22 protein-coding genes and 1 tRNA gene are annotated in these 20,322 nt (G+C 59.0%); 18 read left to right on the top strand and 5 right to left on the bottom strand.

What is annotated here, in order from left to right; genetic code table 11:
• The first annotated feature begins 1 nt into the window (after window position 1).
• The 17 genes from ABHR76_RS01385 to ABHR76_RS01305 all read left to right on the top strand — a co-directional run bounded on the left by ABHR76_RS01385 (window position 2) and on the right by ABHR76_RS01305 (window position 15,296).
• Entirely contained in the window at window positions 2-901 is a 900-nt protein-coding gene (locus ABHR76_RS01385) for a 4-hydroxy-3-methylbut-2-enyl diphosphate reductase (RefSeq protein ID WP_195544576.1), read from the top strand.
• Between the two features lie 2 nt (window positions 902-903).
• Window positions 904-2,346, top strand: a complete 1,443-nt coding sequence (locus tag ABHR76_RS01380; RefSeq protein ID WP_346976596.1) for a DUF512 domain-containing protein — start codon at window positions 904-906, stop codon at window positions 2,344-2,346.
• Between the two features lie 10 nt (window positions 2,347-2,356).
• On the top strand, window positions 2,357-3,691 hold the full coding sequence (der, locus tag ABHR76_RS01375; protein WP_195544578.1) for a ribosome biogenesis GTPase Der: 1,335 nt from the start codon (window positions 2,357-2,359) through the stop codon (window positions 3,689-3,691).
• The gene (gene plsY / locus ABHR76_RS01370; RefSeq protein ID WP_346976595.1) at window positions 3,684-4,367 is read left to right on the top strand and encodes a glycerol-3-phosphate 1-O-acyltransferase PlsY; all 684 of its coding nucleotides are present in this window, start codon (window positions 3,684-3,686) and stop codon (window positions 4,365-4,367) included. Before der ends, plsY begins: the two co-directional genes overlap by 8 nt.
• Window positions 4,368-4,376: 9 nt before the next feature.
• Window positions 4,377-5,384 (top strand): NAD(P)H-dependent glycerol-3-phosphate dehydrogenase, encoded by a 1,008-nt coding sequence (locus ABHR76_RS01365; RefSeq protein WP_148346662.1) that lies wholly within the window; start codon window positions 4,377-4,379, stop codon window positions 5,382-5,384.
• 18 nt (window positions 5,385-5,402) lie between these two features.
• Window positions 5,403-6,074 (top strand): ribulose-phosphate 3-epimerase, encoded by a 672-nt coding sequence (gene rpe, locus ABHR76_RS01360; RefSeq protein ID WP_195445808.1) that lies wholly within the window; start codon window positions 5,403-5,405, stop codon window positions 6,072-6,074.
• 6 nt (window positions 6,075-6,080) lie between these two features.
• The gene (locus ABHR76_RS01355) at window positions 6,081-7,259 is read left to right on the top strand and encodes a cysteine desulfurase family protein (RefSeq protein ID WP_148346660.1); all 1,179 of its coding nucleotides are present in this window, start codon (window positions 6,081-6,083) and stop codon (window positions 7,257-7,259) included.
• Window positions 7,256-8,065, top strand: coding sequence for a Nif3-like dinuclear metal center hexameric protein (locus tag ABHR76_RS01350; protein ID WP_346976592.1), 810 nt, complete (start codon window positions 7,256-7,258; stop codon window positions 8,063-8,065). Before ABHR76_RS01355 ends, ABHR76_RS01350 begins: the two co-directional genes overlap by 4 nt.
• Window positions 8,062-8,781, top strand: a complete 720-nt coding sequence (locus ABHR76_RS01345; RefSeq protein ID WP_148346658.1) for a zinc ribbon domain-containing protein — start codon at window positions 8,062-8,064, stop codon at window positions 8,779-8,781. Before ABHR76_RS01350 ends, ABHR76_RS01345 begins: the two co-directional genes overlap by 4 nt.
• 3 nt (window positions 8,782-8,784) lie before the next feature.
• On the top strand, window positions 8,785-9,996 hold the full coding sequence (gene coaBC, locus ABHR76_RS01340) for a bifunctional phosphopantothenoylcysteine decarboxylase/phosphopantothenate--cysteine ligase CoaBC (protein WP_346976591.1): 1,212 nt from the start codon (window positions 8,785-8,787) through the stop codon (window positions 9,994-9,996).
• Window positions 9,997-10,076: 80 nt separating this feature from the next.
• Window positions 10,077-10,153: transfer RNA gene (locus ABHR76_RS01335), tRNA-Pro, on the top strand.
• A gap of 293 nt (window positions 10,154-10,446) precedes the next feature.
• Window positions 10,447-11,151 carry a CDP-alcohol phosphatidyltransferase family protein gene (locus ABHR76_RS01330; protein WP_138374202.1) on the top strand — a complete coding sequence of 235 codons (705 nt, stop codon included), beginning with the start codon at window positions 10,447-10,449 and terminating at the stop codon, window positions 11,149-11,151.
• A 66-nt stretch (window positions 11,152-11,217) separates the two neighbouring features.
• Complete coding sequence (locus tag ABHR76_RS01325) at window positions 11,218-11,652, top strand: FHA domain-containing protein (RefSeq protein ID WP_006236002.1); 435 nt, start codon at window positions 11,218-11,220, stop codon at window positions 11,650-11,652.
• Between the two features lie 3 nt (window positions 11,653-11,655).
• Window positions 11,656-12,534, top strand: coding sequence for a transcriptional regulator FtsR (ftsR, locus tag ABHR76_RS01320; RefSeq protein WP_138112611.1), 879 nt, complete (start codon window positions 11,656-11,658; stop codon window positions 12,532-12,534).
• A 40-nt stretch (window positions 12,535-12,574) separates the two neighbouring features.
• Window positions 12,575-13,105 carry an adenine phosphoribosyltransferase gene (locus ABHR76_RS01315; RefSeq protein ID WP_118227237.1) on the top strand — a complete coding sequence of 177 codons (531 nt, stop codon included), beginning with the start codon at window positions 12,575-12,577 and terminating at the stop codon, window positions 13,103-13,105.
• 32 nt (window positions 13,106-13,137) lie between these two features.
• A complete protein-coding gene (locus ABHR76_RS01310) occupies window positions 13,138-14,265 on the top strand; it encodes a coiled-coil domain-containing protein (RefSeq protein ID WP_138374201.1) in 1,128 nt (375 codons plus the stop codon).
• Between the two features lie 164 nt (window positions 14,266-14,429).
• The gene (locus tag ABHR76_RS01305) at window positions 14,430-15,296 is read left to right on the top strand and encodes a DegV family protein (RefSeq protein WP_138112615.1); all 867 of its coding nucleotides are present in this window, start codon (window positions 14,430-14,432) and stop codon (window positions 15,294-15,296) included.
• A gap of 73 nt (window positions 15,297-15,369) precedes the next feature.
• On the opposite strand, the gene ABHR76_RS01300 is transcribed toward ABHR76_RS01305, so the two are convergent.
• Window positions 15,370-15,981 (bottom strand): DUF1836 domain-containing protein, encoded by a 612-nt coding sequence (locus ABHR76_RS01300; RefSeq protein WP_195625232.1) that lies wholly within the window; start codon window positions 15,979-15,981, stop codon window positions 15,370-15,372.
• A 155-nt stretch (window positions 15,982-16,136) separates the two neighbouring features.
• Window positions 16,137-17,075, bottom strand: a complete 939-nt coding sequence (locus tag ABHR76_RS01295; RefSeq protein ID WP_035138479.1) for an NAD(P)/FAD-dependent oxidoreductase — start codon at window positions 17,073-17,075, stop codon at window positions 16,137-16,139.
• Between the two features lie 69 nt (window positions 17,076-17,144).
• Between ABHR76_RS01295 and ABHR76_RS01290 the strand changes: the two genes are divergently transcribed.
• A complete protein-coding gene (locus tag ABHR76_RS01290) occupies window positions 17,145-18,494 on the top strand; it encodes an MGDG synthase family glycosyltransferase (RefSeq protein WP_346976589.1) in 1,350 nt (449 codons plus the stop codon).
• Window positions 18,495-18,885: 391 nt separating this feature from the next.
• On the opposite strand, the gene dut is transcribed toward ABHR76_RS01290, so the two are convergent.
• Genes dut through ABHR76_RS01275 form a run of 3 tightly spaced genes read right to left on the bottom strand, consistent with a single transcriptional unit; the run spans window position 18,886 to window position 20,278 of the window.
• Complete coding sequence (dut, locus tag ABHR76_RS01285) at window positions 18,886-19,329, bottom strand: dUTP diphosphatase (RefSeq protein WP_138112619.1); 444 nt, start codon at window positions 19,327-19,329, stop codon at window positions 18,886-18,888.
• Between the two features lie 4 nt (window positions 19,330-19,333).
• The gene (nrdR, locus tag ABHR76_RS01280) at window positions 19,334-19,777 is read right to left on the bottom strand and encodes a transcriptional regulator NrdR (protein ID WP_346976588.1); all 444 of its coding nucleotides are present in this window, start codon (window positions 19,775-19,777) and stop codon (window positions 19,334-19,336) included.
• A 51-nt stretch (window positions 19,778-19,828) separates the two neighbouring features.
• A complete protein-coding gene (locus ABHR76_RS01275; protein ID WP_346965321.1) occupies window positions 19,829-20,278 on the bottom strand; it encodes a LysM peptidoglycan-binding domain-containing protein in 450 nt (149 codons plus the stop codon).
• Window positions 20,279-20,322: the final 44 nt, after the last annotated feature.

The raw sequence follows: 20,322 nt of genomic DNA, 5'->3' as shown, positions 1-20,322 counted from the left end.
CATGGGCGAGGAAGTTATAAACACCGCCGAGGCTGTGCTCGGCAAGGCAGACGCCCCCATCATCGAAATCGCCGCCCACGCCGGCACCTGCTACGGCGTGCAGCGTGCGCTCGATATGGCCCTGGCGGCAGCCCCACAGGCGGGGGAGAACGCTCAGGTCCACACCCTGGGTCCGCTCATCCATAACCCCATCGTGGTGCGCGAGCTTGCCGAGGCGGGCGTCGGTCTGGCCGAGACCCTGGACGACGCCGCATCGGGCACCGTGATCATCCGCGCGCACGGCGTGGTGCCGCAGGTCATTGACGTCGCTCGTGAGCGCGGCCTTACCGTGGTCGACGCCACCTGCCCCTACGTGAAGAAGGTCCATGTGGCGGCCGAGCGCCTGGTGCGCGAGGGCTACCGCGTGATCGTCGTGGGCGAACCGGGCCACCCCGAGGTCGAGGGCATTCTGGGCCACGCCGGGGATGACGCTCTAGTCGTGAGCTGCGCCGCCGATGCGGACGCGCTGCCGCTCAAGGGCAAGGTGGGCCTGGTTGTGCAGACCACCCAAACTGCGCAGAACCTGGCCGAGGTTGTGGCCTCCATCACCCCGCGCGTGCAGGAACTGCGCGTGATCAACACCATCTGCGCCGCCACGAGCGAACGGCAGCAGGCAGCCGCAACCCTCGCCAACCGCTGTGATTGCATGGTCGTCGTGGGCGGCAAGAATTCGGGCAACACGCGCCGCCTGGCGCAGATTTGTGCTGACGTCTGCGAGCACACGCATCACATTGAGGAAGCTTCCGAGCTTGAGGCCGCATGGTTTGCCAACGCGCGCCACATTGGCATCACCGCCGGAGCCTCCACCCCGCAAGAACACATCGAACGCGCCGTTGCGCGCATCAAGGAGCTTTGCCGCTAATCATGGACCAGACCGTACCCGCATACGCCACCGAAGTGGCCGATTACGGGCGCAGCCGCGACCCCGAGCCGGGTGAGGGCGCGCTCGTAAAGAACGTGCGTCCCGAATCGCCCGCATGGGATGTGGGTATCGAGCCGGGCATGCGCGTGCTCACGGTCAACGGCGAGCAACTCACCGACATGATCGTCTGGCTTTGGGAAGCAGACGACGATACCGTCGAGCTGGAGGTTCTCGACCCGCGCGACGGCACTGTCACCCCCGTGGAGCTCGACCGTTTTCCCGGCGAGGATTGGGGTCTTGAGTTCGACGGCCCCATCTTTGACGGCATGCGTACCTGCGTAAACGCCTGCGTGTTCTGCTTTATGACGATGCTGCCCAAGGGCGGCCGCTCCACGCTCTACATTCGCGACGACGACTATCGCCTGAGCTTTTTACAGGGTAACTTTGTCACGCTCACGAACCTTTCCGACGAGGACGTGCAAAACGTTATCAATCGCAACATGAGTCCGATGAACGTGTCGGTCCATGCCGTGAGCCCCGACGTCCGCCGCCGCATGATGGGCCGCAACGCCCAGCGCGGCATGGACGTGCTCGAGGCCATCATGGCCGCCGGCATCGAGATTCATGCGCAGATTGTGCTGTGCCCCGGCATGAACGACGGCGAGGAGCTGGAAAAGACCTTACGCTTTTGCGAGGAGCACGAGCAGATCACCAGCCTGGGCATTGTGCCGCTCGGTTTTACCAAGCACCAGAACCGCTTTAGCTGGTCCTACAGCGACAAGCCCGAGCTGGCGCGCGAGACCATTGCCATGATTCGGCCCTTCCAGGACCGCGCGTACGAGCGCTTTGGCCGCCACACCTTCCAGATGAGCGACGAGTTCTACCTGGACGCCGGCATCGATCCGCCCGAGGCAGACTTTTACGACGGCTACCCGCAGTACTACGACGGCATCGGCATGATCCGCTCGTATCTGGACGAGACAGACGATGTCCTTGCCGCCGACGCTGAGCGCCTTGCCCGCGTTCGCAAGGCTATGACCGCCCGCAACCAGCGCCTAGTATGTCTTTCGGGCGCCAGCGCTCGCGATACCGTGGCGCGCTTCGTGGAGTCTCCACAGGGCCTTTCCGGCACCGTCACGGCCATCAAGAACCGCTACTTTGGCGGTAACGTGGACGTGACCGGCCTCATCGTCGCGAGCGATATCCTGGAGCAGCTGCCGCAAGACCTGTCGGGGGTTATGCTCTTTGTGCCTAAGCTCATGTTCAACGCTGACGGCATGACGCTTGACGAGTATCATCGTGACGATTTACTCGCAAGCCTTACCAGTCGCGGCGCCGAGGTTCATGTGGTGTCGACCATGCCGCATGAGCTGCTCGATACCCTGGAGCACATCCTTGGCATTGTGCCTGCCGACTCTACTAATTCCGCTGACCCTATCCATTAAAGGAGAGCAGATGAAACCTATCGTCGCCGTCGTTGGACGCCCCAACGTGGGCAAGTCCACGCTCGTTAACCGCCTGGCCCAGACCTCGGACGCTATCGTCCACGAGTCACGCGGCGTCACGCGCGACCGCTCGTATCACACGGCCGATTGGAACGGCCGCGAGTTCACCATCGTCGACACGGGCGGCATCGAGCCGCTCAAAAGCGACGACGTCTTCGCCACGTCCATCCGCGATCAGGCGCTCGCCGCCGCCGAGGAAGCCGCCGTCATCCTGTTTGTGGTCGACGGCCGCACCGGCGTCACCGAGGAGGACGAGTCGGTCGCCCGCATGCTCAAGCGCTGCGACAAGCCGGTCTTTCTGCTGGTAAACAAGCTCGATAATCCCGATCGCGAGAACGACAACATCTGGGAGTTCTATTCGCTCGGCATCGGTGAGCCCACGCCGCTGTCGGCCCTGCACGGCCACGGCACGGGCGACCTACTCGATGACATCGTGGCCCTGCTCCCCGAGGAAGAGGACGAGGTCGCCGACGAGTTCCCCGATGCACTGAATGTGGCCATCATCGGCCGCCCCAACGCCGGTAAGTCATCGCTGTTCAACCGCATCCTGGGTGCCGACCGCTCCATCGTGTCCAATATCGCCGGCACCACGCGCGACGCCATCGATACCGTCGTCGAGCGCAACGGCAAGCATTACCGCATGGTCGACACCGCGGGCATTCGCAAGAAGAGCACCGTATACGAGAACATCGAGTACTACTCCATGGTCCGCGGCCTGCGCGCCATCGATCGCGCCGACGTGGCGCTGCTTGTCGTCGACGCCTCCGTGGGCGTTACCGAGCAGGACCAGAAGGTCATGGGCCTCGCCATCGAACGCGGCTGCGCCATCGTCGTGCTGCTCAACAAGTGGGACCTGCTCGACGACGACCGTAAGCGCGAGGCCTGCATGGAGACCATCGACCGCCGTCTGGGCGTCATGGCTCCCTGGGCCCAGTACCTGCGCATCTCTGCCCTGACCGGCCGCAGCGTCGAGAAGATCTGGGCGATGGTCGATGCCGCCGAAAAGACGCGTTCGCAAAAGATCAGCACCTCGCGCCTCAACACGTTCCTCACCGACCTGCGCGAGTTTGGCCACACCGTGGTAGACGGCAAGCGCCGCCTGCGCATGCACTACGTGACCCAGACGGGCGTCAACCCGCCGACGTTCACGTTCTTCGTCAATCACAGCGACCTGGTCAACGACACCTACCAGCGCTACGTGGAGAACCGCATGCGCTCGACCTTCGACTTCGCCGGCACGCCCATTCGACTCTTCTTTAGGAAGAAGGAGCAAAAGGATGCATAATCCGATTCTTCTGACTGCCATCTGCGCCGTGGTCTCGTTCTTTATCGGAGCGATTCCGTTTGGTCTGATTCTGGGCCGTGTGTTCAACCACACCGACATCCGCAAGGCAGGCTCAGGCAACATCGGCACTACCAACGCATTGCGCGTGGCCGGCCCCAAGGTGGCCGCGCTCACGCTGCTGCTCGACTGCCTTAAGGGCGCCATCTGCGTCCTTATCGCGCGTCCGCTCATCGCGAGCGTGGGCTATGGCTTCCCTGTGAGCATCATGGCTCCCGGTGCCGCCGGCGACTGGATGCTCGGCGTCATTTGCCTGGCTGCCGTGTGGGGACACATCTTCTCGCCCTACCTTAACTTCCACGGCGGTAAGGGTATCGCCGTAGGCCTGGGTGTGATCCTTGCCTGGTACTGGCCCATTGGCCTGTCGCTGCTGGGCATGTTTATCGTGGCCGTCGCCATTACCAAGTTTGTGTCGGTGGGCTCGCTTGTCGCGGCCATCGGCCTTCCCATCGCTGCCTGCGCGGTCTTTCCGTACAGCAGCCTGGGCCTCAAGTTCTGCATGGCGATAATCGGCATCACCGTGGTGTGGGCCCATCGTGCGAACATCAAAAAGCTCATGACCGGTAAGGAGTCCAAGCTCTCGTTTACCAAGCGCGTCACCGAGCCCGACGATAAGTAGGAGAGAGTCATGAATGTTGCGCTGATTGGCTCCGGCTCCTGGGGAACCGCCGTCGCCGGCCTTGCCGCCGCGCGAGCCGAGCGCGTGACCATGTGGGCCCACAGCGAGCAGACGGCCGCCGGCATCAATGGCGAGCACCGCAACCCCCGCTACCTTGTGGACTACAAGCTGCCCGGCAACGTCGTCGCCACCACGGACCTGGTGCAGGCACTCGACGGCGCCGAGGCCATCATCTTCGCCGTTCCTTCGACGCACCTTCGCAGCGTGTGCCACCAGGCCGCGCCCTTTATCGCCGCCGATACCCCGGTGCTCTGCCTCACCAAGGGCATTGAGCCCGAGTCCGGCCTGCTCATGAGCGAGGTCATCGCCAGCGAGATTGGCAACGAGACGCGCGTGGCGGCGCTCTCGGGCCCCAACCATGCCGAGGAGATCTGCCGCGGCGGACTTTCTGCCGCCGTCATCGCCAGCAAAGACGCGCAGGTAGGGGAGACCTTTAAGAACCTGCTCCTATCCACGGCCTTCCGCATCTACCTGTCGCAGGACATGACCGGCGTCGAGGTTTGCGGCGCCATGAAAAATGTCATCGCGATCGTATGCGGAATCTCCGCCGGCACCGGTGCGGGCGACAACACGCTCGCCCTCATCATGACGCGCGGCCTGGCAGAGATCAGCCGTCTGGTGCACGCCCGCGGCGGTCAAGCTATGACCTGCATGGGACTTGCCGGCATGGGCGACCTCATTGCCACCTGCACCTCGGAGCATTCGCGCAACCGCACCTTTGGCTACGAGTTTGCCCACGGCGTGTCGCTCGACGAGTATCAGACGCGCACGCATATGGTTGTTGAGGGCGCCGTCGCGGCCCGCAGCGTGAGCGAGCTTGCCCGTTCACTGGGCGTAGACATTCCGCTCACCTTTGCCGTGGAGCAAACGCTCTACAACGGTGTTACTTTGGATAGGGCGCTCGAGATTCTTACCGACCGCGTACCCTCCCAAGAGTTCTACGGACTCACCGACTAGCGCAGAAAGGCTTCTACCATGGGTTCCATTAAAATCGCTCCGTCCATCCTTTCGGCCGATATGGCCAACCTCAAGGGCGACCTCGACAAGATCGCCGGCGCCGACTATGTGCACTTCGACGTTATGGACGGTCACTTTACCGGCAACCTCACTTTTGGCGTTGACATCCTTAAGGCCGTCAAGCGCTCCACCGATGTACCGGTCGACGCGCACCTGATGGTGTCGAACCCCGATGAGACGGTCGATTGGTACGCCGACGCCGGTGCCGATATGATCACCGTGCACTACGAGGCTTCCACGCACCTGCACCGCACGCTCACCCATCTGCAACAGCGCGGCGTTAAGGCCGGCGTGGTGCTCAACCCCGCCACCCCCGTGTGCGTGCTCGAGAGCATCATCGACGTCGTCGATATGGTGCTGCTCATGAGCGTGAACCCAGGCTTTGGCGGCCAGAGCTTTATCCCGGGCACCATCGCTAAGCTCCACGAGCTCAAGGCCATGTGCGAGCGTCACGGCGTTTCGCCCCTCATCGAAGTCGACGGTGGCATTTCTTCCAAGAACATTGCCGAGGTCGTCAAGGCCGGCGCAAATGTCCTGGTGGCCGGTTCTGCCGTATTTAAGTCCGAAGATCCCGCTGCCGAGGTTGCGCTGCTGCAGAAGCTGGGCAACGAGGCTGCACAGGAGGCATAAACCCTTATGACCGCAGGTCAAAACCGCATACCCGTGAATCTTGACTACGCCGCCTCGACGCCCATGCGCGCCGAGGCGCGCCTTGCGCAGCGTGAGTACGACGATAGCGAGCTAGCGGGCGTCAACCCCAACTCGCTGCACTCGCTCGGCCGCAAGGCTGCCGCGCGTCTGGAGGTTGCACGTCGCGAGATCGCCCGCAGCTTTGGCGCGCGCGTTCGCCCGTCTGAGATTGTTCTGACCAACGGCGGCACCGAAGCCAACCAGCTGGCGCTACTCGGTCTTGCCGAGGGTGCACGTCAGCGCGACCGTAAGCGTAACCGCGTGATCGTATCTGCCATCGAGCACGATTCGATTCTGGACAACCTGCCGCTGCTGCGTGCCGCAGGCTTTAGCGTCGACCTGGTGCAGCCCTGCCGCATGGGCTACATTGAGCCCGCCACGCTTGTCGAGCTACTAGGCGACGACGTGGCGCTCGTGAGCATCATGGTTGCCAACAACGAGACCGGCGTGGTGCAGCCCATCCGCGAGCTGGCCGCCGCCGCACATGCTGCCGGCGCCCTGTTTCATACCGATGCCATCCAAGGCTACTTGCATATTCCGCTCGATGTCACCGAGCTGGGCGTCGATGCTATGACCGTTGCCGCGCACAAGATCGGCGGTCCTGTGGCATCTGGCGCGCTCTACGTTAAGACCCGCACCCCACTGCGACCCCGCATCTTTGGCGGCGGACAGGAGGCCGGTCGTCGTGCCGGCACGCAGGACCTGCGTACACAGCTGGCTTTTGCCGCTGCCGCCCGCACGTTGGCGCCCCGCGTGGCCCAGGAGCGTACAACGCTGCAGGCCTTATCCGACAAGCTCTACGCCACGCTTACGGCCCATCCGCGCATTCACGCCACCATGGGCGACTACGCGCAAGCCGACCGTCTGCCCGGCATGGTATCGATCTACATTGACGGCATGGACTCCGAGGAGCTCATCATCAAGCTCGACGCCGCCGGCTTTGAGGTGTCGGCAGGCTCGGCATGCTCGAGCGGCAGCATGGACCCGAGCCATGTTCTCAGCGCCATGGGCATTGGTCGCGAGCAGGCATTGGGCGCTCTGCGTATCTCGTTTGATGACCGTGTGAACCCTGTCGACCTGGACGAGTTTGCCCAGACGCTGCTCTCGATCGTGGGTGCCGCATGATCGTCGCCGAGCTTGAACGTGGGCTGCTGGCGCGCTACCCCAAGGCGGACGCCGAGGGCTGGGATCACGTAGGACTCTCCGTTGGCGATCCGGCCGCGGAGATCACCGGCGTTGCCTGCGCGCTCGATGCGACCGAAGCTAATGTTCGCCGCGCCCAAGAAGGCGGCGCCAACGTGCTGCTGACGCATCATCCCATATACATCAAGGCGCCCGAGGCGTTTTGTCCGTCGGATTCCGCACGCCCCCAATGCAGCGCGGCGCTCTACGAGGCAGCGCGTTGCGGCGTGAGCATTATCTCGCTCCACACCAACCTGGACCGCTCGCACGAAGCCCGCGTCTGCCTGAGTGAGCTGCTGGGTACCGTACCCGTGAGCTCACTGGAGCACGTGGACGACCCCGAGCCGACCGGCCTGGGCGCGCTTGCAACGCTCAACGACCCGTGCACGCTGCGCGATCTTGCCACCCGTGCTGCCACAGCCTTCGGCAGCGACCCGCGTGTGTGGGGCGAAGTTGATCGCCCGTGCCGCACCGTCGCCATTTTGGGCGGCTCCCTGGGCGACTTTGGAGAGCTCGCCATCGCCGCCGGTGCGGATGTTGTCGTGACGGGCGAGGCAGGCTATCACGTGGCGCAGGACCTTGCCTTGCGTGGGCTACCGGTGATCTTGCTCGGCCACGACCGCTCCGAGGAGCCGTTCGTTGATATATTGATGAACTCTGCAGTTGACGCCGGGGTCGACCCCCGTCATGCGATTAAAATACTGAACCCTTGCCAATGGTGGACTGTGACAAAAGGAGAGAACTTATGAGCGCCGGCGCTACGCTACTCAAGCTGCAACAGATCGATTTGGAGCTCGCCCGCAACAAGAGCGAACTTGCCAATATGCCGGAGCTCAAGGAGCTCGCTTCCAAGCGTAAGACCTACGTTAAGCTCAAAGCCGAGATGACCAAGCTCTACGCCCAGCGCAAGGACCTGGACATTGAGCTCGACGATCTCAACACCACCGAGATTCAGACCAACAACGCCATTGAGGCTGCCAAGAAGCGCCACGTCGACGGTTCCGACTACCGTGAGGTTCAGGACCTGGAGAATGAACTCGCAACCCTGGCCAAGCGTCTGGACAAGATTGAGCACACCCGCAAGGACGTCGTTGTCGCCCATAAGGAGGCGCTCGACCGCGAGGCCCGCGCACAGGCAATTATCGCCAAGTTCGAGGAGGGCGTGAAGGCCGATACCAAGGCCGCCCGCGCTAAGGCTGCCGACCTGCAGGCTCAGATTGACGCCGCCACTAAGGAACGCACCGCGCTTGCCGCCACGCTGCCGGCCGACGTGCTCACCGACTACGAGCGTCTGCTCAAGCAGTTCCGCGGCCTGGCCGTCGAGACCATCCAGGGCAACATCCCCACAGTCTGCCACACCGCGCTGCAGGCATCGTCCATGAGCGACCTCAACCACGACGGTAGGTCAATTACGCACTGCCCGTACTGCCACCGCCTCCTGGTACTCCCGAGCAAGGAAGCTTAAACGATGACGGCATCCAACAATTCAATGCAACTTGAGGGAAAAACGATCCTGCTGGGCATTACCGGCGGGATCGCCGCCTATAAGTCGTGCAATATCGTGCGCCTGCTGCAAAAGCGCGGCGCGCGCGTCAAGGTCGTTATGAGCGAGCATGCCACGGAGTTCGTGGGGCCGCTTACCTTCCGCGCGCTCACCAACGAGCCCGTTGCCGTGGGCCTATTCGACGATCCCTCCGACCCCATCCACCACATTTCGCTGGCGCAGGAGCCCGATCTGGTGGTCGTGGCGCCCGCGACGGCCAATATCATCGCCAAGATGGCAAACGGTATCGCCGATGACCTCATCTCCACCACGCTGCTTGCGACGCCGCGACCCATCGTGATCGCACCCGCTATGAACAACGGCATGTGGAAGGCGCCGGCGACGCAGGCCAACATGGCCACGCTGCGCGAGCATGGTGTCCATGTGGTGGGACCCGGCAGCGGCTACCTTGCCTGCGGCGACGTGGACACGGGACGCATGAACGAGCCCGAGGACATCGTCGAGGCCATCTGCGAGGTGCTGAACCCCGTCCCGCAATACCTTGCGGGCAAGCGAATCGTGATCACCGCCGGCCCCACGCACGAGCCGATCGACCCCGTACGCTTCATCGGAAACCGGTCGTCGGGCAAGATGGGCATCGCCCTGGCGGGGGAGGCCGCTCGCCGCGGTGCTGCGGTCACGCTTGTGCTGGGGCCGACATCGCTCGATGTTCCCCACGGCGTGGAGTGCGTGCGCGTGCAGACCGCCGAAGAGATGCTGCAGGCAGCGCTGAGCGCCTTTCAGACGGCTGATGCGGCCATTTGTGCGGCCGCTGTCGCCGACTACACCCCCGCGACCCCTGCCGACCATAAGCTCAAAAAGGCCAACGTGCGCCTGGATCGCATCGAACTGGTCGAGACGGTCGATATTTTGGCCGAGCTCTCGCGCCAAAAGGGAGAGCGGTGCGTGATCGGCTTTGCGGCCGAGACCGATAACGTCGTGGAGTACGCGCAGCGCAAGCTTGCGCGCAAGGGTTGCGATGCCATTATCGCCAACGATGTCTCGCGCGCCGATTCGGGCTTTGGAACCGATACCAACAAGGCCTGGATCGTGAGCAAAGCGGGCACGCAAGAACTTCCCGTGCTAACAAAACCCCAGCTCGCAGATACAATTTTGGACTTGCTTCAAAATATTTAAAAAAGTTCTTGCACAAGGGCAAAGTTTCGGGTTAATATACTCCCTGTTGCGAGCGAGAGCACAGCAACAAACAAAGGCTTCGGGACGTGGCGCAGCTTGGTAGCGCACTTGACTGGGGGTCAAGGGGTCGCTGGTTCGAATCCAGTCGTCCCGACCAGAAGTTTGCAGGTCAGGCACCTAGTGCCTGACCTTTTTTGTTTTAATCACCATGATTATTTTGCTTAAAGCAACAACGTTCCCGCTCGATGTAATCACCGAATCAAAACGTGTACATCAGCCACCAAAATCGACATTTTTCGACATGTTTGGAGGCTGATGTACACGAATGCGAAATCCCCGCCGCCTAAAAGCGCCCTCCACATGTCTGGACTCTCTATGCTTACGCTGGATAGACATCGCCGGAACGGGTATAGTATCGAAAGTTTTGTCGTTAACCAGCGGGGGAGTCCTGTGGGCATCAAAAAGAAGATCAAAAAGGAGCTTATCGGCACTTCCGATTACCCGTCGAATAAGATCTTTACGATCTCCAATTTCATCACCTTTACGCGCCTGATCCTCACCCTGGTATTTCTGTACCTGTTTGTGACGGACAACAACCGCGTCATCGCCATCGTTATCTACGCCGTTGCCGCCTCCACCGACTGGATGGACGGTCAGATCGCTCGCATGACTAAGACGGTCTCATGGCTCGGCAAGGTCATGGATCCCATTTGCGACCGTGCGCTGCTGTTCACCGGCGTCTTGGGGCTGGTGGTCCGCGGAGAGCTGCCCATCTGGGTCTGCGTGCTCATTATTGGCCGCGACATCTATCTGGGCATCGGCACGCTTATCGTGCGCCATTATCACCGTCGCCCCATCGATGTTGTCTTCCCCGGAAAGATTGCCACAGCGCTGCTCATGACCGGCTTCTCGCTCATGCTGCTCGGGTTCCCCGTTATTGACGGCCTGCATCTTTTACCTTCAGCCCTTACGGCCTTCCCGGGCCTCAACGGAAGCTCGATGCCCCTCGGCATCTTCTTTGTGTACGGCGGCGTGATCTTCTCCATGCTCACCGCTGTCATCTACTCCATTAAGGGCGGAGCGGCCATTAAACAGGCTCTCACGCATCCCGAGGACGAGGACATCGACTTTCTGAACCCTGAAATCGAAGACTGATTCGTTGGGGTATGATTACGTACGGTTCATTATTTGCGGCACGTCCGCGATAAGTTAGGGGTTGTCATGGACAACATGGTTAACAATATGCCTCAGAATGATAAGACTGCTGACGCTACCTGCGTATTCCGCGTGCCTTCAAGCGACGTCACCGTTCCCGACCTCATGGCCAACGTGCGCATCACCGCCCCCGTTCTGTCCATCGTCAAGGGTCCGCAGACTGGTGCCGCTTTTGAGCTCGAGGATGACGTGACCACCATTGGCCGCGATCCCGCGAACGGCATCTTCCTCAATGACATGACCGTTTCGCGCAGCCACGCGCGCATTATTCGCGAGGGCCTCGGCGCTCGCATCGAGGACTTGGGCTCGCTCAATGGCACCTGGGTCGACGGTGCCATCGTCAATGCAGCCCCGCTGCACGACGGTTCTTCCGTCCAGATCGGTACGTTTACGCTCATCTACCACGAGAGCACGCCGGAGCGCATCGAAACCGGTGAGTAGGGCATGGCCGAACGCAACTATCTGAGTATCGGCCAAGTCGTCAACCTACTTCGAGGCGCATACCCCGATCTTTCGAACTCAAAAATTAGATTTCTAGAGGATGAGGGGCTCATTACCCCTCATCGTACGCCTAAGGGATACCGTCAGTACTCCAAGGAGGACGTTGATCGCTTGGAGGTCATTCTGCACCTGCAGAAGACCCGCTATATGCCACTCAACGTGATTAAGCAGCGCTTGGAAAACGCCACGGACCTGTCAACGCTCGCTTACGAGGTGGGCTTGCTGTCCGATGTTCCGCTCAAGACGGAGCCCAAGGAGACTAAGCAAAAGCTGCATCCTATCGAGACCATTCCCGATATGCTGGGCGTCGAGATTTCGTTTATCCGCTCGCTCGCCGAGAACGACCTCATTCGCATCATCAAGAGTCCGCAAAATCGTGAGCTCGTCGATGGTCGCGATTTCCCGATCATCCGCTACTGCTCCGAGCTGTCACGCTTCCATATCGAGCCGCGCAACCTGCGTCAGTACGTGTCTTCCGCCAACCGCGAGTCCTCGATGTTTGAGCAGGTGCTCGTGAGCATGCTCGGCATGGACACCTCCGATGACGAGCGCGACGCCAAGCTCGAGCGTGCGTTTAAGAAGCTTCACGACCTGACGGAGGGCGTGCACACCGCGCTGCTCAAGAACCGCGTTTTTGAGTCGCTCAACGCCGTGGTCGAGGACGCCGACATCGATGCACTCGATGAGGAAATCACTCGCTCCGAGTCAACCAAGGCCAAAAACGAAGAGATAGGCGCGCCGGCTTCGCACGAGGATTCCCTCGTAAAGCCGCTCAAGGTCGTCACCCCTTCGCAATCCGGCACCGCCACCGCGGGCAAATAACAGCTGCCGCTTATCCGGCAACCCATTGAAAGGTCATGCAATGTACGACTTCGAATCTCAAATCGTCGACATCCCCGACTATCCCGAGCCCGGAGTCATCTTTAAAGACATCACGCCGCTCTTTGGCAATCCCGAGGCGCTCAAAGCCATGACCGATGCCCTCGCCGAGCACTTTGCCGGCATGGGAATCACCAAGGTCGTGGGTCCCGAGGCTCGCGGCTTTATGGTTGGCGTACCGGTGGCTGTAGCCCTTGGCGCCGGCTTTGTTCCCGCACGTAAACCTGGCAAGCTACCGCGCGAGACCGTAAGTCAGAGCTACGAGCTCGAGTACGGCACCGATTCAATTGAGATCCATGCCGACGCTATCAGCTCTAAAGATACCGTGTTGATTCTGGACGACTTGGTCGCGACGGGCGGAACCGTCGAGGCAACAGGTAAACTGGTGCGAGATATGGGCGCAAAGCTTGTCGGTTACGGTTGTATCCTTGAGCTTGCGTTTCTCAACCCGCGCGAGAAGCTCACACCGTCTAATGACGATGTGGAGCTCTTTAGCCTGGTGACGGTGGACTAGCCGTTACCCTTAGTTACTGGAAAGGAAGCTACATGCGCACAGCAAACACGCACAAAAACATGGCACGCTGCGCTGCTACGGCAACCCTCGCTTGTGTTTTGGGCTTGGGCCTCGCGGCTCCTGCCTACGCCGATACCGCATCCGACCTTGCCGCTGCTCGTACGAAGCTCGAGCAGATCGGTACCCAAACTCAGCAGATTTACGATGAGCTCGCCACGCAGACGCAGGCGCTCGATCAGACTGCTGGCGAGATCACGCAAAAGCAGCAGGAGATCGCCGATGGTCAGGCCAAGCTCTCGACCTATGTCGCCGGCGAGTACAAAACCGGCGGTCTGAGCCTGCTTCAGGTTCTGACGGGCGTCGATGACCTGAGCGATATGCTCAACCGTCTGTTCTACTACGGCAAAGTTTCCGATAAGCAGGCTCAGACCATTCAAGAGGTCAAGGAGCTCAAACAGCAGCTCACCGATAAGCAGGCCGAGCAGGAAAAGAACGTCGCCACCACGCAAAAGAAGGTCGACGAGCTTAACGCCCAGCAGGCTGAAGCACAGAACGTCGTAAACTCTCTGGATTCACAGCTGCAGGCTGAGCTTGCCGCTGAGGCCGAGGCCAACGCCGCGCTGCAGGCCGGCATCAACGCCAGTACCGCCGAGAAGGCCACGGTGAGCAACGAGACTGCCGGTGCGACCGAGAACACCAACAACGGTGGCCAGACCAGCAATAACAACAACCAGGGCGGCAACACTCCGGCTCCTACGCCGGCACCTGCTCCGACACCGCAGCCCTCCACGCCTGCCCCGGCTCCGACGCCTTCTGCTCCGAGCCAGTCCGTCGATGGCGGTTCTGTTGTCTCGCGTGCATACAGCAAGCTTGGTTGCGCCTATTCCTGGGGCGGAATTGGCCCGAACAGTTTCGACTGCTCTGGTTTTGTTAGCTATTGCCTCACTGGTCGCTATTGCCGCCTGGGCACCACGGGCACCTTTATGGGCTGGACGCGTGTGTCCGATCCGCAGCCCGGTGACGTTGTGGTCAACTCGTACCACACCGGCATTTACATCGGTGGTGGTCAGATGATTCATGCTTCCGACTACAACACGGGTGTTATCATCAGCTCCGTTGCCGCCGGCATGAACAACAACTACATTTTCGTGCGCTACTAAGTATTCAGATAAAGCAAACGGATATGGACCTCGTGGCTTTGAGTCATGGGGTCCATTCTTTTGCCTTTAGTGCAGTCCGCTATCTAGTTTTGAATACTAGATAGCGGCCCAATCGGTCTGCAAGATGGCTATAATTGAATGGGAACGATTAGAAAGGACCCTCTATGAGCTGGGCACTTATCTCCGATTCAAGCTGCAACCTCCGCGATTGGCAACCGATCGCACCCCATACCACCTTTGCATTTGCTCCCCTCAAAATTCGAGTGGGGGAGCGTGAATTCGTCGATGACCTTTCGCTCGATGTTCATGAGCTCAACTGCGCTGTTCAGGCGGAGACGAATGCCTCTTCGAGCGCTTGTCCCAGCGTGGGGGAGTGGGCCGAGCTCTTCAAATTGGCAGACAAGACCATCTGCATGCCGATCTCTGAGGGCGTGTCGGGCAGCTACAACGCGGCAGCCACGGCTCGCGATATGGTTCTTGCCGAGGAGCCCGACCGACAGATTCATCTAGTCAATTCACGCGCAGCTGGCGGCAAAATGGACCTCATTTTCTTGCTGTTCGACCGCTATCTTGCAAGCAATCCGAATGTCTCATTCGAGGATGCTTGCGCATACTTCGATAGCCTTGAACAGAACAGCAAAATCCTCTTCAGTTTGTGCAATTACGAAAACCTCGCCAAAGCCGGACGTATCCCTAAGGCAGCCGGCGTCATTGCCAACAAGCTCAATATCCGCATTTTGGGCACGGCGAGTGAGGCCGGTAAAATCGAACTCGTCGGGCACACGCGTGGCGAAAAGAAGATGCTCAACAAGATCATCGACACTATGGAAGCCGAGGGCTTTACGGGCGGTGAGGTCATCATCGATCACGTTGAGAACGAAGCTGGAGCCCAGGCGCTTACTGATCGCATAGTCGAACATTGGCCCTGCTCCAAGACCATCATCATGCCCTGCAACGGCCTGGATTCCTATTACGCCGAGATGCACGGCCTGATCATCGGCTACGGCATGGGCGTAGCTTCGGGCAAATAAAGTCCAACCAAGCAAAAAAGCGGGCGGGACAAAGCGACAGATGGCTCTTTGTCCCGCCCGTTTTATACGTCGGCTAGCTATTAAACCCGTTGAACTTGAGATAGCTCATCAAGTAAGCCTTCGAAACAAAGGATGAAACCGCGCTGCGCACAAGCAGCGACTCACGCGTTACCTGATGCGCCGTATCGGGAACCGGCGTCTGCTCGACGGAAAACGCCGAACGAATCGATGCCTCGAGCTGATCGACCACATAATCAAAGGCCGTCGGGGCATCGTAGCTCAAACGCTGAATGTTAAAGAGTGCCTGCACCGCAGCAATAGGTAGCACCTGCTTAAAGATGCAGATAGCGATCAGGCGGGCAATCTGCTCGCGGCCATATTGCTTTTTGACCGGAGCAGGCACCAGGCCGACCTTCACGTAGTTATTGATCATCGATGGCGTAATGACAGGCTGCTCAACGCAAATGGACAGCGGCTCCATCCACAGCGCAACATACTCAATAACCTGGTCGCGGTAGAGCGTCACATTGGGCAACTGGTTATAGCGCAGCAGACTCAACGTATTAAGTTTGCGCACGATATCGGACTGAATAAATGCATCGGGCAGCACAGTGGGCTGAATATCCTCAGGCTTAATGCTGACCGATGTATCGGACATCGGGATAACGCGTTTGGCGTGGTTCATAAGGATCCTCCGTTCATTAGCTATATTGTATTCTAGGTTATCTAGTTTTGCATACCATATAGCCGGCAAGTAAAAGTGGTTGGACAGCACATTGATGCACCGTCCAACCACTTTGTTTTAAAGATAGCAACCTTACATAAGATATATTATCGTACTTATCCGCGGAGAAACGCGTATGCGCTCGTTGCTGCTATGGCTCCGTCAGAAACGGCGGTCACAACCTGACGTAAGCGCTTGGAACGGATATCGCCAGCAGCAAATAGACCTGGCGTGCGGGTCGCCATGGATTCATCAGTCAAAATGCCGCCATCAGGCGCCAGATCGACAAGATGCTCAACAAGCTCGGTATGGGGTTGCGTCCCGGTAAAGACAAAGATGCCAAACGAGCCAGGCTCAAAGGTCTCAGCATGCGTCTTACCGCTTGCATTGTCCTTGAACGTAATTGTCGTGGGCATCGCTTCACCAGAAAGCTCAACAATACTAGTTTGGTACCTAACTGTAATATTGTCCTTTTTGAGTACTTTCTGAACAACACCATCAGGCGCACGGAACTGGTCGCGGCGCAGCACGATGGTCACACTGCTGGCAATGTCTGACAGGAACAGTGCCTCTTCGCATGCCGAATTGCCACCACCGATTACAAAGACCTGTTTGCCACGGAAGAACATGCCGTCACATGTTGCGCAATATGAAACGCCACGACCGCGATAGGTATCCTCGCCAGCGAAACCTGCCGGACGCGGCGTGGCACCCATGCAAGCGATAACGCTCGAGGCAAGCGTATCGCCCATATCGTGATGCACCGTAAACAGCGCTGCATCGGCATCGTAATCGATACCCGTAACCATGCTCCATGTAACCTGCGCTCCCAGCCCCTCTGCATGTTGCTGAAAACGCTCGCCGAGTTCGGCGCCACTCAAGAGCGGAATGCCCGGATAGTTCTCGACCTCATTGGTCGTGGCGATCTGTCCACCCGACATGCCCTGCTCAATCACGGTCGTCGTCAGGTTGGCACGCGCAGCGTAAATGGCGGCAGCATAGCCCGCGGGGCCTCCACCGATAATCGCAACATCAATCGGCTGATCGGTAGTCATGAAGAATCCTCTCGTCGAAACGTTGTCGTTCTTTGCGCTCATACCCAAATTTACGTGAACATGACACTCATGCACTACAATGATAAATCGCGTAACAAAGCTGAAGGGGAGTTATCGATGGATCAAACGCAGACGAGCAATAGCGCTCCCCTGCCCATGCAAGCCACTCCCCAACCGGAGCAAATGACCGTTTTACCTGCACAAAAACCCCTGGTAACCATTGTGCACGCATCAGTTGGATCGGGCCACAAAGCCGCCGCCAACGCGATTGCACAAGCATTTGACCTTATCCGCGGCACCAAGGGAATCCCTGAGGATATTGAAATTGAAGTGCTCGATATCCTTGATTTTGGACGTATTAAATTCGACGGCAATAAGACCGCGGCTTCTTTTACGGGAGCCACACGCCCCATTTACGACCTGACCTGGCGATATACGCTTACGGGGCATCTTCTCTGGGGTGGCGGCACGGCATGGTCGCGAATTATGTTCCCCGCCTTCAACGAATATATTCGTCGCCGCAGGCCTATAGCCGTGGTCGCAACGCACATCACAGCAGCCAATGTTGCCGTGGGTGCCCGCGTTATTACGGGTATCGATTATCCGGTCATCTGCGTACCAACAGACTATGAAGTCGAAGGCTTTTGGCCCCACAAGGACACCGACCTGTTCTGCGTGGCCAACGAGTTTATGGCCGAAACGCTGCGCCCCCGCAAAGTTCCCGAGTCAAAGATCCGCATAACGGGCATCCCCATCCGAGCCGGTTTCGATTCAAATTACGATCGCGAGGAAGAGCTGAGCAAGTTCAATCTCCCCATAGACAAAACCGTCGTATTGGTGATGGCCGGCGCCAGTTTGCCCCAACCATACGTGCGTTTCCGTGCCGCGATGGACCACACGCTCCCCTTCTTACGCAGCTTTGAGGACATGCACTTTGTCTTTTTACCGGGCAAGGATAAGGAATACGCCGCCCGACTCAAGACGCTCTTCGACGCCATGAAGCTCGACAACGTCACGGTTCTGGACTACGTGGACGACATGGCGGCCCTCATGCACGGCTGCGACCTGGCAATCCTCAAATCAGGCGGACTCACGGTCACCGAGTGCCTGTGCGCTCATCTGCCGATGATCCTGCTGGGCAAATCATACGGTCAGGAAAAGGCCAACACCACGATGCTCACCGGCATGGGCGCCAGCATGCATGTCACCACCGCACGAGAACTCATCGTAACCCTTCGTCACTTACACGACCATCCCGAATCACTCAAAGCCCTACTCATCAACGGCGAAGTACTACGCCGCCCCCACGCTGCCGAAGACATAGCCATCGCAACCATGGAGCTAGTAGGCAAGCCCCAAAAGCGCAAACGAGCCTTCTGCCGCTTCTATTGGGGCGGAAAACCCGCGCATATCCGCTAGTCGAATGTCCGCCGCTCTGTCGGAGCCGCCCTTATATCATTCCATGCTCAAACATTCTCACTTCGCTGCGAAACTGCGCGTGGAACGATATAAGGGCGGCTCCGGCAGAGCGGCTGCGTTTACTTACTAGCAGCTACTTCAGAATCCCCTCCATTAGAACCTGCAAAGGTAAAACAGGAAAATAAAAATACAGTAAGCCGATGCGACAAAGGGACAGCCCCTTTGTCGCATCGGCTTACTAGAAAAGTAAATATTGTTTCAAGCGAGTAGCCGCCCGCCCGGGGCTTACCTATATCGTTCCACGCGCAGTTTCGCAGCGAGCGAAGCGACGCGAGAATGTTTGAGCATGGAATGATATAGGTAAGCCCCGGGCGGGAGGGATACGAGCGCCCTAGGCGACGCCGCTGGAGCCGAAGCCTCCGTTGCCTCGGTCGGTTTCGTCTAGTTCTTCTACTTCTATGAGGTTGACCGTGGGGACTTCTTGGATGACGAGTTGGGCTATGCGGTCGCCTTTGTTGATTTGGATGTTGTTGGAGGGATCCAGGTTGATGAGGATAACCTTGAGTTCTCCTCGGTAGTGGGCGTCGATGAGGCCCGGCGTATTGACTATAGACAGGCCCTGCTTGATGGCCAAACCGCTTCGGGGCTGGACGAAGCCGGCGTAGCCATCGGGCAGGGCGATGGCCAGCCCAGTAGAGACCAGACGGCGTTCGAAGGGCTTCAGAATGCAGTCCTCGTTGGAGCGCAAATCCAAGCCGGCATCGGTGGGATGGGCGTATTTGGGAAGCTCGACGGTGGGGTCGAGACGCTTTATGTTGACGGTAATGTTGGACATGGAATCACCTTAGCTTGTCGAGCTCTTGCAGAAACTCATCGACGTCTTTGAAATCGCGGTAGACCGAGGCAAAGCGGATGTACGCCACCTTGTCGATCTTGGCCAAGCGCTTGAGTACCATGTCACCCAACTCATGGGACGTAACGGCCGTCAGCGTGCGAGAGCGCAGCTCGACCTCGATGTCATCGATAATCTCATTGAGCTTCTTAGTGTCGATATCGCGCTTGATAGTGGCGCGCATCAAGCCGACGAGCAGCTTATTGCGATCGAACCGCTGCTTGGTTCCGTCCGACTTAATGACCTCGATTGGGTCTTCGCATCGTTCGAACGTTGTAAAGCGATAGCTACACGAGCAACATTCGCGGCGACGCTTAATGGTGTTATTTGACTCCTGCATACGGGAATCAACGACGCGGGTATGTGCCTTGCCGCATTTGGGACAGCGCATGGTACCTCCTCTTAAACGATAACAAGGGTACCATGCGCAGCGCGATAATGATTACGAACGAGCAGGAACCTTAAGATGCGCACCGGCGGCGAGCGAACCATGCTCCAGATGATTGACGTTACGGATCATGTCGGAAGTCTCTTGCGTGGAAAGGCCTTCGATTGGATATTCCTCGGCAAGCGACCAAAGAGAATCACCAGACTGAACGCGAATGGTCTCATAGGTAACGTTGGAAACGGACTCGGCATACGCGGCGTGACGAGCGCTAAAGACCGACGTAGCGAGGACAAAGAAGAGCGTAAGCGCAACGGCAACGGCGACAATCGTCGGAACCTTCAGGGCAACGCGGCCCGGCGCGGCTACAGCCTGCTGATTGCGAGCAGGCTTTACGGTCAAAGGCTGAAAGCCGGAGCGGCCACCCTGAACAACCGTAAAAGTGTATTCTGCAGACGTCTCGAGCTTAAGGGCGAGGTTTCCCTGGACCATATTCGTTGCGTTCATCATGTTCTCCTCTCGCGTGTTTTGCTGAGAACAGTTTTATCAAG

The sequence above is a fragment of the Collinsella aerofaciens genome (assembly GCF_039752985.1).
GTDB classification, from domain to species: Bacteria; Actinomycetota; Coriobacteriia; order Coriobacteriales; family Coriobacteriaceae; genus Collinsella; species Collinsella aerofaciens_BT.
This window is presented reverse-complemented; position numbering and strand designations above follow the sequence as displayed.

Bases quoted from the DNA above. Each gene is read 5' to 3' on its own strand.
- ABHR76_RS01290 (WP_346976589.1), top strand. From the start codon at position 17,145: ATGCACTACAATGATAAATCGCGTAACAAAGCTGAAGGGGAGTTATCG.
- dut (WP_138112619.1), bottom strand. From the start codon at position 19,329: ATGTCCAACATTACCGTCAACATAAAGCGTCTCGACCCCACCGTCGAG.
- ABHR76_RS01310 (WP_138374201.1), top strand. From the start codon at position 13,138: ATGCGCACAGCAAACACGCACAAAAACATGGCACGCTGCGCTGCTACG.
- ABHR76_RS01345 (WP_148346658.1), top strand. From the start codon at position 8,062: ATGAGCGCCGGCGCTACGCTACTCAAGCTGCAACAGATCGATTTGGAG.
- ABHR76_RS01380 (WP_346976596.1), top strand. From the start codon at position 904: ATGGACCAGACCGTACCCGCATACGCCACCGAAGTGGCCGATTACGGG.
- ABHR76_RS01325 (WP_006236002.1), top strand. From the start codon at position 11,218: ATGGACAACATGGTTAACAATATGCCTCAGAATGATAAGACTGCTGAC.
- ABHR76_RS01350 (WP_346976592.1), top strand. From the start codon at position 7,256: ATGATCGTCGCCGAGCTTGAACGTGGGCTGCTGGCGCGCTACCCCAAG.
- ftsR (WP_138112611.1), top strand. From the start codon at position 11,656: ATGGCCGAACGCAACTATCTGAGTATCGGCCAAGTCGTCAACCTACTT.
- der (WP_195544578.1), top strand. From the start codon at position 2,357: ATGAAACCTATCGTCGCCGTCGTTGGACGCCCCAACGTGGGCAAGTCC.
- ABHR76_RS01300 (WP_195625232.1), bottom strand. From the start codon at position 15,981: ATGAACCACGCCAAACGCGTTATCCCGATGTCCGATACATCGGTCAGC.
- nrdR (WP_346976588.1), bottom strand. From the start codon at position 19,777: ATGCGCTGTCCCAAATGCGGCAAGGCACATACCCGCGTCGTTGATTCC.
- rpe (WP_195445808.1), top strand. From the start codon at position 5,403: ATGGGTTCCATTAAAATCGCTCCGTCCATCCTTTCGGCCGATATGGCC.
- ABHR76_RS01305 (WP_138112615.1), top strand. From the start codon at position 14,430: ATGAGCTGGGCACTTATCTCCGATTCAAGCTGCAACCTCCGCGATTGG.
- ABHR76_RS01355 (WP_148346660.1), top strand. From the start codon at position 6,081: ATGACCGCAGGTCAAAACCGCATACCCGTGAATCTTGACTACGCCGCC.
- plsY (WP_346976595.1), top strand. From the start codon at position 3,684: ATGCATAATCCGATTCTTCTGACTGCCATCTGCGCCGTGGTCTCGTTC.
- ABHR76_RS01295 (WP_035138479.1), bottom strand. From the start codon at position 17,075: ATGACTACCGATCAGCCGATTGATGTTGCGATTATCGGTGGAGGCCCC.
- ABHR76_RS01365 (WP_148346662.1), top strand. From the start codon at position 4,377: ATGAATGTTGCGCTGATTGGCTCCGGCTCCTGGGGAACCGCCGTCGCC.
- ABHR76_RS01315 (WP_118227237.1), top strand. From the start codon at position 12,575: ATGTACGACTTCGAATCTCAAATCGTCGACATCCCCGACTATCCCGAG.
- ABHR76_RS01385 (WP_195544576.1), top strand. From the start codon at position 2: ATGGGCGAGGAAGTTATAAACACCGCCGAGGCTGTGCTCGGCAAGGCA.
- coaBC (WP_346976591.1), top strand. From the start codon at position 8,785: ATGACGGCATCCAACAATTCAATGCAACTTGAGGGAAAAACGATCCTG.
- ABHR76_RS01275 (WP_346965321.1), bottom strand. From the start codon at position 20,278: ATGAACGCAACGAATATGGTCCAGGGAAACCTCGCCCTTAAGCTCGAG.